This is a genomic window from Hoeflea marina (assembly GCF_003182275.1).
Classification (GTDB): domain Bacteria; phylum Pseudomonadota; class Alphaproteobacteria; order Rhizobiales; family Rhizobiaceae; genus Hoeflea; species Hoeflea marina.
The window spans coordinates 1,154,622-1,172,014 of record NZ_QGTR01000001.1; the positions used below are offsets into that span (position 1 = coordinate 1,154,622).

The window sequence follows — 17,393 nt, forward strand, 5'->3', positions numbered from 1 at the left end:
TCGCCTGAACCGACCGCGGATATCTGCCGGTTCACCGATTCAATTGCGCCAGCGCCAGTCGCGGATCTCGGGCATGTCCTCGCCATGCTCGCGAACATAATGGAAATGTTCATCGAGCCTGGCTTCGAGCATGGCCACGAGATCGCCGGAGCGCGCCTTCAGCCCCGGCACCCGGTCGATGGCGTTGAGCGCCAGATGGTATCGGTCGAGCTCGTTGAGCACGGTCATGTCGAAGGGCGTGGTCGTCGTCCCCTCCTCGATGAAACCGTGGACATGGAAGTTGCCGTGGTTGTTGCGCTTGTAGGTGAGCCGGTGGATGAGCTGCGGATAGCCGTGATAGGCGAAGATCACCGGCCGGTCGGTGGTGAACAGCGCGTCGAAATCGGGTTCGCTCAGGCCGTGCGGGTGCTGGTCCTGTGATTGCAGCGCCATCAGGTCGACCACGTTGACCACGCGGATCCTGAGATCCGGAATTGCATCCCGCAGCAACTGCACCGCCGCCATCATCTCAAGCGTCGGCACGTCGCCGGCCGAGGCCATAACCAGGTCCGGCTCGCCGCCATCCTCGCTGCCGGCCCAGTCCCAGATGCCGGCGCCGGCGCGGCAATGGGCCTCCGCCTCCTGCATCGACAGCCACTGCGCCTCGGGCTGCTTTCCGGCGACGATGACATTGATGCGGTCATAGGTGGCGAGGCAATGGTCGCCGACCCAGACCAGCGTGTTGGCGTCCGGCGGGAAATAGATCCGCACCACGTCGGACTTCTTGTTGGCGACCATGTCGACGAAGCCCGGGTCCTGGTGGCTGAAGCCGTTGTGGTCCTGGCGCCAGACATGCGAGGTGAGCAGATAGGTGAGCGAGGACACCGGCTTGCGCCAGCCGAGCCTGCGCGTCACCTTCATCCACTTGGCATGCTGGTTGAACATCGAATCGACGATATGGATGAAGGCCTCGTAGCAGGAGAAGAAGCCGTGCCGGCCGGTGAGCAAATAGCCCTCAAGCCAGCCCTGGCAGAGATGCTCGCTCAGCACCTCCATCACCCGGCCCTCGCGGCCGAGCTGCACGTCGTATGGCCGGATCTCCTCCATCCACACCCGGTCGGTGACCTCGAAGACACTGCCAAGCCGATTCGATTCGGTCTCGTCGGGTCCGAATATGCGGAAATTCTTCGCCTCGTCATTCAGCATCAGCGTGTCGCGCAGATAGTCGCCGAGGATCTTCGTCGCCTGCGCGGTGATGGCGCCGCGTTTGCCGGCCTCCACGGGGACCGCGTAATCGGAGATCGGCGGCTGTCTGAGCTCCTTGCGCAACAGCCCGCCATTGGCATGCGGATTGGACCCCATCCGTTTTGTGCCTTCGGGTGCCAGCGCCTTGAGCTCCGGCCTGAGCGCGCCGTCGTCGTCGAACAGGTCGGCGGGATCGTAGCTGCGCATCCAGGTCTCGAGGATCTCGCGGTGCCGGTCATTGTCGCGGCAGTTCGACACCGGGACCTGGTGGGCGCGGAAGAAATCCTCGACCTTCCTGCCGTCCACTTCCTTCGGTCCGGTCCAGCCCTTGGGGCTGCGCAGGATGATCATCGGCCAGCGCGGCCGTTCGGTGGAAGCCGTGCCGTCGCGCGCCGCCTGCTGGATCAGCTGGATGGCGTTGAAGGCCAGATCGAAGGTCTCCGCCATCTTCCGGTGCATGGCAGCCGGTTCATGCCCCTCGACGAAGAACGGCTCGTAGCCATAGCCGCGGAACAGGCTTTCCAGTTCCTCGTCGCCCATGCGCGCAAGCAGCGTGGGGCTCGCGATCTTGTAGCCGTTCAAATGCAGGATCGGCAGCACCGCGCCGTCGCGCTTGGCGTTGAGAAACTTGCTCGAATGCCAGCTCGCTGCCAGCGGCCCGGTCTCCGCCTCGCCGTCGCCGACCACGCAGGCCACGACCAGCTCGGGATTGTCGAAGGCGGCGCCGAAGGCGTGAACCAGCGCGTAGCCGAGTTCGCCACCCTCGTGGATCGAGCCCGGCGTCTCCGGCGCCACATGGCTGGGCACGCCGCCGGGAAACGAGAACTGCTTGAACAGTTTCTGCATCCCGGCCGCGTTCTCGCTGATATCCGGATAAATTTCGCTGTAGCTGCCTTCGAGCCAGGTGTTGGCGACCATGCCCGGCCCGCCATGGCCCGGACCGCAGACATAGATCATGTCGAGGTCGCGCACCTTGATGACGCGGTTGAGATGCGCATAGATGAAATTGAGCCCCGGCGTCGTGCCCCAGTGGCCGAGCAGCCGCGGCTTGATGTGCTCCGGCTTCAGCGGCTGCTTGAGCAGTGGATTGTCCAGCAGGTAGATCTGCCCGACGGAGAGATAGTTCGCCGCACGCCAGTAGCGGTCGATGAGAGCGAGTTCGATGTCGGGAATGGCTGTCTGGGAGGCTGGAACGTTCTGCATCGGAGACTCCTCGGGGGATCGGTGCGGTGCGGACTGTCACAAGATGCAACGCCATCCGCTATAGCCGGTTCCCTGCCGCAGCCCATTGATCCAGATCATCTGGCGGCCCGCCCGGCCCGCACCCTGACGACCGGCCCCGTCGCTCAGGCCTCGCCTGCCGGCCCTCCCTCCTCGGTGCGCGGCGTCCTCAGCACCCCGCCAGTGACAGGTTCCGCCACCCCGGTGGTGCCGGGATAAGTGAGCGGCAGGCCCTTGAGCGAGCGGACGGCGAGCCAGCCCCAGGCCTCGGCCTCCATGGAATCGCCGTTGAGCCCGACCTCCTCGGCCAGCACCACCGCGCCGGTGTGCCGCGTGGCGACATTGAGATCGGCGACGATCGCCTGGTTGAGCCGGCCGCCGCCGCACAGCACCCAGAGCTTCGGCTTCTCCGGCAGGTGCTGCTGCGCATGCGCGATCGCCGCGGCGGTGACGAAGGCGAGCGTGCGCGCCCCGTCCTCAAGCCCCGCCGCACCGTCCTCCGGCAGCACAAAATCGTTCCGGTCCAGCGACATGCGCTCTTTGGCTGTGAAGAACGGCAAGCCGAGATAGCGCATCGCCAGACCGTGCAGCACCCGGCCTTCCGAGGCAATGGCGCCGCCCGAATCATACGGAATGCCGGCGTGTCGGCTCACCCACTGGTCGATCAGCGTGTTGCCCGGACCGCAATCGAAGGCGATGAGCGTGCCGTCGCCGCCGACATAGCTGATATTGGAAATTCCGCCGATATTGACGAAGGCCACCGGCCGCGCCGCCGCATGGGCGCCGGTGAGCGAGGAAGCCAGCGCGCGGTGATAGGCGGGCACCAGCGGCGCGCCCTGCCCTCCCTGCGCCATGTCGTTGGCGCGCATGTCGTAAACGACCGGTATCCCGAGCCGATCGGCGAGCAGCTGCCCGCAACCCAGTTGGACGGTCAGGCCCAGTCTTGGCCGGTGCAGCACCGTCTGGCCGTGGAATCCGACCACTCCCACCTCCTCGCGCGGGATGCCGGAAGCCTTCAGGAAGGCCTCCACGGCATCGGCATGGCGAATGGTGATCTCGCGCTCGAGTTCTGCCAGGTCGCCCGGCCGGTCGCTGCGCGCCTCGATCGACCCGGCTGTATCGAGGGCCGCTTCCAGCCGCCGCCGAAAGGCCGCCTCGTAGGGCACGGCAAACGATTGACCGCGCTCGACCGTGCCGTCGCCATCGGTCGTCACTTCGGCAAGGTCGATGCCGTCCATCGAGGTGCCGCTCATCAGTCCGATCGCACGCATCAATGCCATGCTTCAAATCCTTGTCGGTTGCAGTGCATTAGTGTTAAAGCCACGCCGTCCGCGTGGCCACCTTCGCGGCCTCTCCATGCACTGATTTCCGGGATTGCCTCGATGTCCGCCTACAAATCCGACTTCCTCAACGTCCTCACGGAGCGCGGTTTCGTCCACCAGTGCTCGGATTTCGAAGGTCTCGACGCACTGTTCGCCTCGCAGACGGTCAGCGCCTATATCGGCTTCGACCCCACCGCCAGCAGCCTGCATGTGGGCTCGCTGATCCAGATCATGATGCTGCACTGGATGCAGCAGACCGGCCACCGGCCGGTGGCGCTGATGGGCGGCGGCACCGGCATGATCGGGGATCCCTCATTCAAGGACGAGGCGCGCCAGCTGCTGACGGCCGATGGCATCGAGGGCAATCTAGCCGGCATCCGGCAGGCCTTCGCGCCCTATCTCAAATTCGGCGACGGACCCACCGACGCGATCATGGTCAACAATGCCGACTGGCTCATGGGGCTCAACTATGTCGAATTCCTGCGCGACGTGGGGCGGCACTTCTCGGTCAACCGCATGCTCGCCTTCGATTCGGTCAAGCTCCGGCTCGAGCGAGAGCAGTCGCTGTCCTTCCTCGAATTCAACTATATGATCCTGCAGGCCTACGACTTCGTCGAGCTCAGCAAGCGCTACGGCGTCCGGCTTCAGATGGGCGGATCCGACCAGTGGGGCAACATCGTCAACGGGCTCGACCTCGGACATCGCATGGGCACGCCACAGCTCTTTGCGCTGACGTCGCCGCTGCTGACGACTTCCTCGGGCGCCAAGATGGGCAAATCCGCCACGGGAGCCGTCTGGCTCAATGCCGACATGCTCAGCCCCTACGAGTTCTGGCAGTACTGGCGCAACACCGAGGATGCCGATGTCGGCCGATTCCTGAAGCTGTACACGACCCTGCCGATGCACGAGATCGCGCGGCTCGAGGCGCTCGGCGGCGCCGAAATCAACGAGGCCAAGAAAATCCTGGCCAATGCCGTGACCGGTCTCCTGCACGGGCGCGCGGTCGCCGAGGAAGCGGCAGAAACCGCCCGCAAGACCTTCGAAGAAGGCGCCGTTGCAGCCACGCTGCCGACGATCACCGTCTCGCAGACCGACCTCGTCGCGGGCATCGGCGTGCTGGCGCTGTTCGTCCGCGCCGGGCTTGCCGCCTCCAATGGCGAGGCGCGGCGCCACGTCCAGGGCGGCGCGGTGCGCGTCAACGACGTCCCGGTCGCCGACGAGAAGATGATCATCAATGCCGGCCATCTGTCAGGCGACGGCGCCATCAAGCTGTCGCTGGGCAAGAAGAAGCACATGCTCGTGCGGGCCGAATAGGCGGATTTCGGACCCCCGCCTGAGCCCGGCCGCCCCGTGGCGACCGGGTTTTCCCGCACAAAATTCACGATGTCGTCTTTCCGTCCGCCGGATGTCGCAATCATCAGCCCTTTTCGCGCCGCCGCATGGTCTGATGCGGACAGTCAAGGTGCCGGTCGTGGAGTGACGAACGGAGAATTGGGAAGCCGGTGAAAATCCGGCGCTGCCCCCGCAACGGTGGCGAAGCACAAGACCCGACGGGAGACCACTGTGCCGGCAGGCGCGGGAAGGTGTCGGGTTGATCCGCAAGGATGGCTTCGGAGCCCGGAAACCAGCCTTGATGATATCAATCCGGCTGATCGCGGTGGGCGATCAAGAGGCGGACGTGACCCTGTGGCCGCAAGCGGACCGCCTGGTTGCTCCCTCCTTTGTCTCCACCAAGTTCAGTCCTTTGCATTGCGAGGACAGGACATGGACGCACGCACTGACATGCTGAAACTGCTGCGCGATCGGCGCGCCGGCTTCAGCCTAGACCAACGATTCTACAACGACCCGGACTTTTTCAAGCTGGACATGGACCTGATCTGGCACCGCGACTGGCTGTTCGTCGGCCACGACTGCGAGATCGCCAAGCCGGGAAGCTATTTCACCGTGCAGGTCGGAGACTATCCGGTGGTGCTGGTGCGCGACCGCCAGGGCAGTATCCGCGCCTTCCACAATTCCTGCCGGCATCGCGGAAGCCGCGTCTGCACCGCCGAGCGCGGACAGGCGGCGAAGCTCGTCTGTCCCTATCACAACTGGACCTACGACCTCGACGGCAGTCTGGTGTTCGCCCGCCAGATGGCGGAGGGTTTTGACAAGGGCGAATACGGCCTCAAGCCCGTCGCCTGCGAAAGTGCCGGCGGCTACATTTTCATCTGCCTGGCGAAGGAACCGGCGGATTTCGCGCCCTTCCGCGCCATGATGGAGCCCTATTTCCTGCCCCATCGCCTGTCCGAGGCCAAGGTGGCATTCGAAAGCACGATCGTCGAGAAGGGCAACTGGAAGCTGGTCTGGGAAAACAACCGCGAATGCTACCACTGCGCCTCCAACCACCCCGAACTCTGCAAGACCTTTCCCGAGGCCCCGCTGGTCACCGGCATCAACGGCGCCGACATGGATCCCGAGATGGTGGCGCACTGGGACAAGTGTGAAGCGGTCGGCTTGCCGTCCCGGTTCGAGATCGACAAGGCGGGCCAGTTCCGCGCCACCCGCGCGCCGCTGCTGCGCGACGCCGTCAGCTACACGTCGTCCGGGCGTCGGGCCGTCAAGAAGAACCTTTCGGACACAGTGTCTGCCGACCGCATAGGCGCACTGCTGCTTTACCACTACCCGACCACCTGGAACCATGTGCTGGGCGATCACGCCGTCACATTTCGGGTGCTGCCGATCAGCGCCGGCGAGACCATGGTGACGACGAAATGGCTGGTGCACAAGGATGCGGTCGAGGGAGTCGATTACGATCTCGCCGAACTCACCCATGTCTGGACCGAGACCAACGACGAGGACCGGCGCATCGTCGAGGAGAACGCCTTCGGCATCCGGTCGCCGGCCTATGAACCGGGTCCCTATTCCGAGATCCATGAGGACGGTGTCATCCAGTTCGTTGACTGGTACGCCGACTTCATCGGGCCGAGGCTGTCGGGCGATGAAAAACCGATTCTGCGAAGCGTGGCCTGACGGGAGATACAGATGAACGCGATGACCGAGACCCTGCTCTACCGCCATCTCGACGAGATGACGCCCTGGGATGCCCGTCTTCAGGTGCTCGAGGTGATCGGCGTCGCCGAGGAGGCTCCGGACGTGAAGACCTTCACGTTCCGATCCGACGCACAGACCTGGTTCCGGTACAAGCCGGGCCAGTTCATCACCCTTGAGCTGCCGCTTGAGGACGGGCCGCTGATGCGCACCTACACGCTGTCCTCGTCGCCGTCGCGGCCGTTTTCGATCGCCGTGACGGTGAAGGCGCAGCCGGGAAGCGTCGGCACTCGCTGGATGTTCGATCACCTCGAGCCCGGGACGCATGTCACCGCCTACGGTCCCGCGGGCGATTTCACCCATCACAATCATCCCGCCGGCAAGTATCTGCTGCTGTCGGCGGGGTCTGGCGTCACCCCGATGATGTCGATGCTGCGCTGGTTCAACGATTGCGCGCCGTGGACGGACGTGGCCTTCGTCAATTGCGCCCGCCTGCCCGAGGAGATCATCTTCCGCAAGGAACTCGACCTGCTCGGCAACCGCATGCCCGGCCTGACGCTCGGCTTTCTCATCGAGCAGCGCTCGAAGCGGGAGAACTGGTTCGGCCCCACCGGCCGGATCGACTTCACCCGGCTGTCGCTGCTGGCGCCGGACTTCCTCGAACGCGAGGTGTTCTGCTGCGGTCCTGAGCCTTTCATGCGGGCGGCGCGCGACATGCTCAAGGCGGCGGGCTTCGACATGGCCCATTACCACCAGGAGAGCTTTAGCGCGCCGGTGGCGGAACTGGCTCCGGACATCCTGCCTGACGTCGGCGTCGATGGCGATGCGGTCGCCGAGGCCGCATCCTTCCCGGTTCGCTTCGCGCTGTCGGATGTCGACGCCGAAAGCGCTGGCGGTCAGACCGTGCTGCAGGTCTCGCGGGCTTCTGGCGTGCGCATCCCTGCCGCCTGCGAATTTGGCCTGTGCGGCACCTGCAAGGTGAAGATGACGGCCGGAACGGTGGAAATGGCGCACAACGGCGGCATCCTCGACGAGGAAATCGAGGAGGGCTACATCCTCGCCTGCTGCTCTAAGCCTACCGGCGCCATCTCCATCGAGGCCTGATCGCCGCAGCCTTGTGGATGCGGCGCGCCTGACTTCGATTCGCGGAGTATCAGTTGCGGAATTCGAAGATCGACCGAAAGACGCCCGGTGCGATCGCAGACAGGGGATTGATGGTCAGATTCGGCGAGGCGGCCTTGCCCGCCAGCCGGAAGGTGATGCCGAACAGCCCGCGGTCGCGGCCATTGCCAAGGATGGCGCCGATAATCGGTAGTTCGGCAAACAGGCTGTTGAGCGCATAGGCCGGCATGAAGGTGCCGGTCATGTCCATGTTGCCCTGCCGGTCGTAGAGAGTGCCCTGGTAGGATGCACCGATCTCAGGCCCGCGAAGGATGCCTTCCCGAACCACGAGTTGGCCCTGGCCGGCATCAACCCGTGCATTGGCCACGTCGAACTTGGCCGTGCTCGAATTGATCCGGCCGCTGGCGACGTCGTTGAGGCTTCGGCCGTCGGCCCCGGTCTTGGTCGACACCAGTGAGTCCAGCCGCTTCTCCCCGACAACCGAGAAATTGCGGATGTCGATCACGCCGCGGCGGGCCTTGCCGCCGTCGCGGGAGAGCCGGATGTTGAGCAGTCCGCCCTGAACCTTGTCGTAGACCCCGGCGAATCGGGCGAATGCACCGGCATCACCGCTGGTGATCTCGATGGATTCGCCGCCCCCCTTGCTGCCCGATGCAGCCAGGATCGCCGCCTGGCCGCTGCTGGTGACCGCCTTGAAATCGATGAGGTCGGCCCTGTCGCCCTGGCCGGAGTAGCGCACCGCCGCCGCCGAGAGCTTCTCGTCGAAGAAGCCGTAGACCGTGTCGACCTTGCCTTCGACGTCGATGACGGGCGAAGTGTCGTTGCCTCCGTCCGCCTTGGCCACCGACTGCTTGACCGTCGCGATCAACGGCCGCAGGTCGATGGCATTGCCCGATACCGCCATTCGGTAGCCCTGCTTGGTGCGATCGACGGAGAGGCGATAGTCGTCGCGCGGTGACAGGGCGACCTGCGAAAACTTCGCCTGCGACAGGCGGCCATCGGAAATTGTCAGCGCACCGACCATGGCGAAACCGTCGCCGCTGAACTTGAAATCGGAGAGGCTCGTGGTCTTGGGCGTCGCCGCGAGATCGAACGAAGCCTTGGCGGCAATGCCGGCGCTCTTCGTCCACCCAAACCCGGGAATGGTGATGACGGCCCGCTTCAGATCCAGTTCGACCTTGCTCGCCGCGCTGCCACCGCCGTCCATGGTAAATCCGACGGGACCACTGATCAGCGCGGCCGTGCCCGGCGCCAGTTTTTCGCGTGCCTTGTCGTCCAGCGTACCGCTGATGACCCGACGGGCGGCAACCTTCGAGGTGCCGACCGGTTGCACCACGTCGAGCGTGAAGGGCACCGAATCCACCAGGGCGTCAGCCTTCAGCTCGGCCCGGTCAGGGGTGACCACCAGGCTGCCGTTCAATTCCGTCAGGATCCGGCCTTCGACAGGCTGCGAAATATCCACATCGTCGAGTTGCAGGTCGACCTTCCAGTCCGGGGCCGGCGGCGACTGGGTCTGGATCAGACCGAAGCGCGCCTGCACCCGCGAGGTGATCGCGCCCGAGAGGTCATTCGGCACCAGCCCGATCCGGTCGAGCGCCTTGATCGGGTGATAGGTGATCAGTTCGGCCACGGCGTCCGCATCCCCCGAGACGGCGAGGTTGAGATCTGCCATCAGCGGTTGCTCGTCGGTGTTCGGGATGGCGAACACGCCGTCGCGGACTGCCACGGTCCGACCGGTGGGAAAGTAGGCCGTTGCCGAATTGACATCGACCTTCACAGAGGTTCCCCGGAGTGTGAGATGACCCAGCGTGTCGCGCAGCGGCGGGATGTCTCCCGCCACGTTGATGCGCGCCCGCTCGATGTCGAAATCGATCTGAAACTCGTCGTCGGTGAAAGGAACCTTCTCGCCCAGGCGGAAATGGCCGGAGGGAATCGCAAGCTGGATACGGCCGTTGCGGATCGTCCCGCCATAGAGGTTGTTGAGCACCCACTGCCGCCCCTTGCGGCCGAGCCAGTAGGGCCAGAGCTGGCGGGCCGCCGCGGTGGGCAGCCGCGCCGTCTCCGCATAGAGATTGATTTCCGGCGATTTGCCCTGGACAAAGCCGAACGACGCCGAGCCGATGACGCTGCCGGCGCCGGCCACGACCGCCAGTTCGTCAGCAATGATCCGGTTTTCCAACGGCAGGAAGCGACCGAACGCCTTGGCATCGAACCGGATCGGCAGGTCCTCCGAATCCCCGGGCGCGGCGACCCCGTTCTTGACGACAAGATCGAATGCAATGCCCTCGCCCTTGGCGCCGGGCAGCCGGTCATTGTCGATCAAGCCGCCGGTGAACGGCAGCACGGTATCGCCGACGGTGATGCGCGACGGCATGATCTCGATCTTGCGCGCACTGGCGACATAGGACAGGTTCAGCTCGGCGTTGACCAGTTCGGAGGCGATGCCGCCCATCGTCAGCGTCCCCGGGCTGGCCTGGGCCGAAATCTCCAGGACTGGGTCCGCTTCGGGGCCTGCGCGCTCGGCCCGAAACGTCAGTCCCACCGTGGTCAGCGCGCCGAACTTTCGATCCTCCAGTTCACCGAAATCGAAATCGACGTCGAGTCCATCGACCGTGCCCGCGATTCTGGACAGGCTGCTCTCGCCCGGATCGCCCTCGGCCTGGGCGTCGAGGGCGAACATGCGGCTGCCCTGGCTCACCTGCGCGGCGATCCTGAGCCCGCCATGGGCCGCCCGGGTGAGCGTCGCCTCCCTGACCTGCAAGGGCTCTCCGACACCGGCAACCGTCAGGTCGGTCACTTTCATCAGCCGGGTCTGCCGGGCGTCGATCGTCCGCGCCAGCATGTTGAGCGTGACGAAGGCGCTTTCCACGAGCCCCTCGAGCGCGTCGATGCGCAATCCGGAGAAATTGCTGAGCTGGAAGCTGCGCCCCTGCGGCGCCGTCACTGCAATGCCCGAAATCTCGATCGACGCCACCTCGATGTCGCCGGTGGCGAGCGCCATGGGTTCGAGCACCAGCCGGACCCTCGCAGCTCTGGTCGGCTGGCCGGCGGGATCGGCCGGAGTGATGGTGACGCCGCGGGCCTCAAGCGCCAGACGTCCGCGGGGCGTAACCCGCACCACGGCCGAACTCAACTCCGTGACGTAGTCGGGGCCCACGGCCTTGGCCAATGCGAGCCTTGCGCGGTCATAGATGAACTGATCGGCCCAACCGCGCTCGATGACGATGAAAAGGCCGCCCAGGACGATGGCCAACAACGCGGCCAACCCCAGGATGAACCCGGTCAGGCGCCTGAGATGGCCGCCGCCCTGCCCCCCGTGATGGGCCTGCACGATGATCGGATCATGCGCCTGCGCCGATGGCAATTCATGCAGCGAAACGATATCGCGCTTGTCAAACCAGACCTCTTCGATCGGCGTTTCTGGCATCGGACTGGCTGTCTCTCCGCAAATTGACATGATTCCGTTGGACGGATGCCGCTGGAATATATATCGCCGTTTGACGCGGTCACCCGATTTCGGCCACCCCGGCACAGAAAGGTTGTTCAATGAGCGAACTTGACGAGGGAATGCAGGCACCGACATTTGCATTGCCACGCGATGGCGGCGGAACCGTGGCCTTGGGCGACTTTTCCGGCAAGACTTTGGTGCTGTATTTCTACCCCAAGGACGACACCAGCGGATGCACGGTCGAGGCGATTGATTTCACTGCGCTTTCCGCAGAGTTTGCGGCGGCGGGAGCGACAGTGGTCGGCGTGTCGCCCGACACGGTGAAGGCCCATGACAAGTTCATCGGCAAGCACGCGCTTGGCATTATCCTCGGCGCCGACGAAGACAAGGGCACGCTCGCGGACTATGGCGTCTGGCAGGAAAAAAGCATGTATGGACGCAAATACATGGGCGTGGAGCGATCCACCTTCCTGATCGACGGCAAGGGCGCGATCCGCAGGATCTGGCGCAAGGTGAAGGTCCCCGGTCACGCGGCCGCCGTGCTCGAGGCCGTCAAGGGCCTCTGAACGCCCTTGCGCTGAGGGCTCATTCCGGGCGCCGGCCGCGCCCGGCCGGACCGGGCCCGCCGCGGGCACCGGCCGCCAAAGCGGCGCACGTCGTCTTATCTGGCGGCAACATGGCTTTCCTGTCGGACAGTCAAAGCTTTATTAACCTTAACATTGTGTAATCGGCCCTCAGTCATGAATGCATTTGCAGTGAGGGTTACTGGGTGTCGCAGAGGCAAAACAGTCGCGTATTCGGCAGAAAGCCGAAGCAGCACACGATCATTTTTGCCAGTGGCGACCGGGTTCGCCATATCACCGTCCGCCCCTGGCTGACGGGTCTCGGCATTTCCGTGCTCGGCGTCATGGCCATCGGCTATCTGGCCGCAACCACCTACCTGGTGCTGCGCGACGACCTCATCGGCGCAGCCATGGCCCGTCAGGCCCGCATGCAGCATGCCTATGAAGACCGCATCGCCTCGCTCAGGTCGCAGGTCGACCGCATCACCAGCCGCCAGTTGCTCGACCAGCAACTGATGGAGGAAAAGGTCGCCAAGCTGATCGAGCGCCAGAACACCCTGTCGACCCGCCATGGTCGTCTCGGGCCGCTGCTCGAACGCGCCAGTTCCGCCGGCGCCGTTCCCATTCCGACCCGGAAGCCCGGGACGGAGGCCATGAACGAGCCCGTCGCGCCGCGCGCCCGGCTGGCCGATCTGGCAGAAAACTCGGTCGTGACTTCCGATCCGCTGACCAGCCGGTTCGAGCCGACCGCCTACGCCGCCGCCGGGACGAGCGTTGAAACCGCGAGCGAGCGCGCCGACCGCATCTTCTCGAATGTCACCCTCTCGCTCAAGACCATTGAACGCGACCAGATCGAGAAGATTCAGGGCCTGGCCGCCGATGCCTCCGAGACCGCCAGCGAGATCAACAGCCTGATCCAGTCCGTCGGCTTGCCGGTGGCGAAGGTTGAAGACACGGCCGAAGGCGGCCCGTTCATCCGCCCGAACGATCCCCAGGCCTTCGAGACCTCGCTCGACGACCTCGACGAGGCGCTCAATCATCTCGACATGGTGCGCCGGCATGCCAAGACACTGCCCGTGTCGATTCCGGCACCCGGCGCCAAGATCACCAGCGTCTTCGGCAACCGCCGGGATCCGTTTCTGGGCCGCCTGGCCTTCCACGGCGGCATCGACTTTCGCGTCGCCATCGGCACCCCGGTCCATGCCACCGGCGCAGGCCGCGTCATCACCGCCGGCCGCAGCGGCGGCTACGGCAACATGGTGGAAATCGACCATGGCGAGGGACTGACCACGCGCTACGGCCATCTGTCCAAGATCCGCGTCAAGGTGGGCGACCAGATCACCGCCGGCGAGACGATCGCCGCATCCGGCAACACCGGCCGCTCGACCGGGCCGCATCTGCATTACGAGATCCGGCGCGACGGCGAGGCCATGGACCCTTCCCGGTTTCTCAAGACGGCCCGCAAGCTGATGCCGCTGCTCTCCGATTCCTGACAGGCACCGGCGCTGGTGCTGCAGCGCGAAGGCTCGCCATCCACACCGGACCATGTCTGCAGCAACGGCGGAACATGGGTCGTTCCCGGCGGCCGCGCAGGGACCATCGTGACAGGCCGGAGAAAAGCGGTGCGGCTTGTTAACCGGCATCGCCGTCTGGGCCCGGTTCACCTTGACTTATCGAGGTATAAAGACTAATTCGGCGGCATCGGGCTGGCCAGAAACGGGCCATCTCGTGCATTTTCGCACGCTCCGAAAACGGAAACCACGCACAATTGACCACATTTGCTGACCTTGGCTTGAGCCAAAAAGTCCTTTCCGCTGTTACCGATGCCGGTTACACGATACCGACGCCGATCCAGGAAGGTGCCATTCCGCCGGCGCTCGAGCGCCGCGACATCCTCGGCACCGCGCAGACGGGAACGGGCAAGACCGCCTCGTTCGTTCTGCCGATGCTGACCCTGCTCGAGAACGGGCGCGCCCGCGCCCGCATGCCGCGCACTCTGATTCTAGAGCCGACGCGCGAACTGGCCGCCCAGGTGGCCGAGAATTTCGAAAAATATGGCAAGAACCACAAGCTCAACGTCGCCCTGCTGATCGGCGGCGTCTCCTTTGACGACCAGAACCGCAAGCTCGAGCGCGGCGCTGACGTGCTCATTGCCACGCCCGGCCGCCTGCTCGACCATTGCGAGCGCGGCAAGCTGCTGATGACGGGCGTCGAGATCCTCGTCATCGATGAGGCCGACCGCATGCTCGACATGGGCTTCATCCCGGACATCGAGCGCATCGTCAAGCTGATCCCCTTCACCCGCCAGACCCTTTTCTTCTCGGCCACCATGCCGCCGGAGATCCAGAAGCTGGCCGATCGCTTCCTGCAGAACCCGGCGCGCATCGAGACAGCAAAGCGCTCCTCGGCGGCCCTCACCGTCACCCAGCGCCTGGTCTCCTGCTCGGGCAAGGACTTCGAGAAGCGCGAGACCCTGCGTGACCTCATCCGCGCCCAGACGGACCTGAAGAACGCCATCATCTTCTGCAACCGCAAGAAGGACGTCGCCGACCTGTTCCGCTCGCTCGAGCGCCACGGCTTCTCGGTCGGCGCGCTGCATGGCGACATGGACCAGCGCTCGCGCACCAACATGCTGCAGGGCTTCAAGGACAACGAGATCACCCTGCTGGTGGCCTCCGATGTCGCCGCCCGCGGCCTCGACATCCCCGATGTCAGCCACGTCTTCAACTTCGACGTTCCCACCCACGCGGAGGATTACATCCACCGCATCGGCCGCACCGGCCGCGCCGGCCGCTCGGGCGCATCGTTCACACTGGCGACACGTCGCGAGAGTAAATATGTCGATGCCATCGAATCTCTGCTCGGCATGAAGATCGAGTGGCTCAACGAGATGGTTGTGCCCGACGCTGAGGATGACAAGCCGAAGCGTGGCCGTGGTCGTGGTGGCAAGTCCACCGAGAAGCAGGAAAAGAAAGCGGAACCCGTGCAAGCAGCAGTCGAAGCCGTCGCCGTGGATGACAACACCGAGGTCAAGGCCAGGCCGGCCCGCGCCCGGCGCTCCGGCAAGGCGAAGACCGAAGCCGCGGCAGCACCCGCTGCCGCCCAGCCAGCAGCTGAAACTGCAGTGCCGGTTGCAGCCATGGCCGCCAATGCCAACGAGGATCCGTCAGCCGCCGCGCAGCCTGTCGTCTCCGCGCCGGTCCGGATCGATGAAACCCCGGTCCGCGAACGCAACCGCCCCGCCAATCACCAGGCAGCGCCGCACGACCACCATGCCAATGACGACCGGCATCGCCAGCGTCGCGGCGGTCGCGACAATTCCGACCGCGAGCCGTCACCTGTCGGCTTCGGCGACGAGATTCCCGCCTTCATGATGGTCAGCGGCGTCATCTGAGCCGATTCGGTTCGGACCTGACCCGACTGACGGTCGGTAGCACGAATTCAAACGGCCGCGGCTGACCAAGCCGCGGCCGTTTCGATTCCGCGAACCCGTCCCCGTCCATGCGCCCCGCAATCGCTAAGTCTTCGCCCTCAGCGCCGCCTGCCATGCAAGGGCGACCCAGGCGGCGAGTTCGTCCGGATCATCGAGGGCGGCGTCGGGGATCGACCAGTACGGCATCGCCACCCGCTTGCCCTTGCCGTCATAGGTCCACTGTACCGCCCCTGCCTCGGCGAAGGCCGGTCCGGACACCGCATCAGCCTTGAGCAGGATGTCGCCCTGGTACTCGATCGCGAGAATCCGGCCCTGATGATAGATGCCCTTGCCGCCGAACATCCGCTTGATGGTGACGGGGCCGAGGCTCGAGAACAGGTCGAGAATGGCGTCATTGTTCATGGCGGGGCGCTCCGCTTTCCGTCACGCCGCCGGCAGCGCGCACCGCATCCGGCGTATCCACGTCGAGCCGTGCGGCCGGTCCGATTTCGACATCGAGCACCGGAAAGGCACCGGCGTCGATGATGGCCCGGGCGCCGACATCGCCGTCAAGCAGGGTGAGCGCGGCGAAGGCCTTGCGCGGCAGGATCACCGGATTGCCGCGGCGTTCGCCGTCGCAGGCGCGCACGATGTTCTCGCCGCCGCTGTCGGCAAACGCGGCGATGAGCATGTTGAGATGGTCCGAGGTCAGTGCCGGCATGTCGCCGAGCAAAATCAGCGCGCCGCCTGCCTCCGGGGGAAGCGCGGCCACACCGGCCTTCAGCGAGGACGCCATGCCGCTGGCGTGGCGGGGGTTGGGGACGATGGTCAGCTTAAGGCCTTCGAGGGCCGAGGCGATCGCCTCGGAACGATGACCGGTGACCACCACCGTCCCGCCGGCGCCCGACGCAAGCGCCGTGCGCGCCATGCGCCGGATGAGGGGTTCGCCGTCGAATTCGGCCAGCAGCTTGTGGCCGGCGCCCTCGCCCATGCGGCTCGCTCGTCCCGCGGCCAGAAGCACGACACCCACCCCGCCTGCGGTCCTGGCGCGCTTGCCTTGTCGCGGCTGCGGCCGCGAGGGAATCTCCATGAGCAATCCGCCAACGCCCATGCCTGCCATGTCCGCCGAGGAGGGCGTCTCTCCGGCGAGTATCCGCGCCAGAACCCAGTCGAAACCGTTTTCCTTCGGGCTGCGCGCGCAGCCCGGCGCGCCGATCACCGGCACCCGGCCCACCGAGCCGAGCACGAGCAGATTGCCCGGATCGACCGGCATGCCGACGCGCTCGACCACGCCGCCGGCATCGCGGATTGCCTGCGGGATCACGTCGGCGCCATCGGTCACGGCAGAAGCGCCGAAGACGACGACGAGATCGAGGCTTTCCGCCATGCGGCGGATCTCCGCCGCCACCGCTTCCGCGCGGTGGGGCACCCGCACTTCTTCGACCAGGTCCGATCCGGACATCGAAAGCCGTGCCGCGATCAGGTCGCGCGTCTTGTCCATCACCGCGGGCTTCAGCGTCGGAAGTTCGGTTGCCACCAGGCCTGCGCGCACCGACCGGTATGGCCGCACGGCGGCAAGGCCCCGGGCGGCAATCGCCGCCTCGGCCCTGGCCAGCGATGCGCCGGACACCGCCAGAGGAATGATCTTGATGGTCGCCACCATGTCGTCCCGGGCGACGCTCGAGCGGTCATTGAGGCAGGCGAAGGTGATGGCGGGATCGACGGCGTTGAAGGCGTCGACCAGTCCGCGGTCGGCCCGGAACAGGCCCGCATGTCCCGCATGCAGGTTGACGCGCCCGGTCGCGGCCGCCGCCGCGCGAATTCCGTCGCCGGCAAAGGCCGCCCCCAGTGCCGCAGCGGCGGCGTCCTCCCCGACATCGCCGGGTTCAAGCACCGCCGCGATCACCTCGGTCTGGCCGGCCGCGGCGAGAATGGCGATCTCGGCGCCGGTGAGCACATGTCCCTTCTTCAGTCGGGTGTCGCCGACAGAGAGCGAATGGGCCAGAATGGCGCCTGAAGCATCTGCGAGCGGCAGCGGTCCGAAACGCACC

General features: G+C 65.5%; 11 protein-coding genes and 1 riboswitch. Of the genes, 6 read left to right on the forward strand and 5 right to left on the reverse strand.

Going from position 1 to position 17,393, the window contains the following annotated elements; all coding sequences use genetic code 11:
* Positions 1-39 precede the first annotated feature (39 nt).
* Together DFR52_RS05195 and DFR52_RS05200 are read right to left on the reverse strand one after the other, a co-directional pair.
* The gene (locus DFR52_RS05195) at positions 40-2,427 is read right to left on the reverse strand and encodes a phosphoketolase family protein (protein ID WP_110030793.1); all 2,388 of its coding nucleotides are present in this window, start codon (positions 2,425-2,427) and stop codon (positions 40-42) included.
* Between the two features lie 143 nt (positions 2,428-2,570).
* The gene (locus DFR52_RS05200; protein ID WP_110030794.1) at positions 2,571-3,725 is read right to left on the reverse strand and encodes an anhydro-N-acetylmuramic acid kinase; all 1,155 of its coding nucleotides are present in this window, start codon (positions 3,723-3,725) and stop codon (positions 2,571-2,573) included.
* Between the two features lie 102 nt (positions 3,726-3,827).
* Between DFR52_RS05200 and tyrS the strand changes: the two genes are divergently transcribed.
* The 3 genes from tyrS (at position 3,828) to DFR52_RS05215 (ending at position 7,901) form a co-directional block, all read left to right on the forward strand.
* Positions 3,828-5,081, forward strand: coding sequence for a tyrosine--tRNA ligase (gene tyrS, locus DFR52_RS05205; RefSeq protein WP_110030795.1), 1,254 nt, complete (start codon positions 3,828-3,830; stop codon positions 5,079-5,081).
* Positions 5,082-5,210: 129 nt separating this feature from the next.
* A riboswitch (cobalamin riboswitch) is annotated at positions 5,211-5,414 on the forward strand.
* Between the two features lie 117 nt (positions 5,415-5,531).
* Positions 5,532-6,779, forward strand: a complete 1,248-nt coding sequence (locus DFR52_RS05210) for an aromatic ring-hydroxylating oxygenase subunit alpha (protein ID WP_110030796.1) — start codon at positions 5,532-5,534, stop codon at positions 6,777-6,779.
* Positions 6,780-6,800: 21 nt separating this feature from the next.
* A complete protein-coding gene (locus DFR52_RS05215) occupies positions 6,801-7,901 on the forward strand; it encodes an FAD-binding oxidoreductase (RefSeq protein WP_110031144.1) in 1,101 nt (366 codons plus the stop codon).
* Between the two features lie 49 nt (positions 7,902-7,950).
* Here the strand turns inward: DFR52_RS05215 and DFR52_RS05220 are convergent, their stop codons facing one another.
* Entirely contained in the window at positions 7,951-11,346 is a 3,396-nt protein-coding gene (locus DFR52_RS05220) for a YhdP family protein (protein WP_158284858.1), read from the reverse strand.
* A 119-nt stretch (positions 11,347-11,465) separates the two neighbouring features.
* Here DFR52_RS05220 and DFR52_RS05225 point away from each other — a divergent pair, with 119 nt between their 5' ends.
* The 3 genes from DFR52_RS05225 (at position 11,466) to DFR52_RS05235 (ending at position 15,324) form a co-directional block, all read left to right on the forward strand.
* Positions 11,466-11,933: a peroxiredoxin gene (locus tag DFR52_RS05225; RefSeq protein WP_110031145.1), complete on the forward strand. Its 468-nt coding sequence runs from the start codon at positions 11,466-11,468 to the stop codon at positions 11,931-11,933.
* Between the two features lie 203 nt (positions 11,934-12,136).
* Positions 12,137-13,423: a M23 family metallopeptidase gene (locus DFR52_RS05230; RefSeq protein ID WP_110030798.1), complete on the forward strand. Its 1,287-nt coding sequence runs from the start codon at positions 12,137-12,139 to the stop codon at positions 13,421-13,423.
* Between the two features lie 275 nt (positions 13,424-13,698).
* Entirely contained in the window at positions 13,699-15,324 is a 1,626-nt protein-coding gene (locus DFR52_RS05235) for a DEAD/DEAH box helicase (protein ID WP_110030799.1), read from the forward strand.
* Between the two features lie 123 nt (positions 15,325-15,447).
* Here the strand turns inward: DFR52_RS05235 and DFR52_RS05240 are convergent, their stop codons facing one another.
* Both DFR52_RS05240 and DFR52_RS05245 read right to left on the reverse strand, forming a co-directional pair.
* Positions 15,448-15,765 carry a TfoX/Sxy family protein gene (locus DFR52_RS05240; protein ID WP_110030800.1) on the reverse strand — a complete coding sequence of 106 codons (318 nt, stop codon included), beginning with the start codon at positions 15,763-15,765 and terminating at the stop codon, positions 15,448-15,450.
* Positions 15,755-17,392 (reverse strand): NTP transferase domain-containing protein, encoded by a 1,638-nt coding sequence (locus DFR52_RS05245; protein ID WP_110030801.1) that lies wholly within the window; start codon positions 17,390-17,392, stop codon positions 15,755-15,757. Before DFR52_RS05245 ends, DFR52_RS05240 begins: the two co-directional genes overlap by 11 nt.
* Position 17,393: the final 1 nt, after the last annotated feature.

Coding starts and splice junctions, on each gene's coding strand:
- DFR52_RS05225 (WP_110031145.1), top strand. CDS start 11,466: ATGAGCGAACTTGACGAGGGAATGCAGGCACCGACATTTGCATTGCCA.
- DFR52_RS05215 (WP_110031144.1), top strand. CDS start 6,801: ATGACCGAGACCCTGCTCTACCGCCATCTCGACGAGATGACGCCCTGG.
- tyrS (WP_110030795.1), top strand. CDS start 3,828: ATGTCCGCCTACAAATCCGACTTCCTCAACGTCCTCACGGAGCGCGGT.
- DFR52_RS05200 (WP_110030794.1), bottom strand. CDS start 3,725: ATGGCATTGATGCGTGCGATCGGACTGATGAGCGGCACCTCGATGGAC.
- DFR52_RS05220 (WP_158284858.1), bottom strand. CDS start 11,346: ATGCCAGAAACGCCGATCGAAGAGGTCTGGTTTGACAAGCGCGATATC.
- DFR52_RS05195 (WP_110030793.1), bottom strand. CDS start 2,427: ATGCAGAACGTTCCAGCCTCCCAGACAGCCATTCCCGACATCGAACTC.
- DFR52_RS05240 (WP_110030800.1), bottom strand. CDS start 15,765: ATGAACAATGACGCCATTCTCGACCTGTTCTCGAGCCTCGGCCCCGTC.
- DFR52_RS05210 (WP_110030796.1), top strand. CDS start 5,532: ATGGACGCACGCACTGACATGCTGAAACTGCTGCGCGATCGGCGCGCC.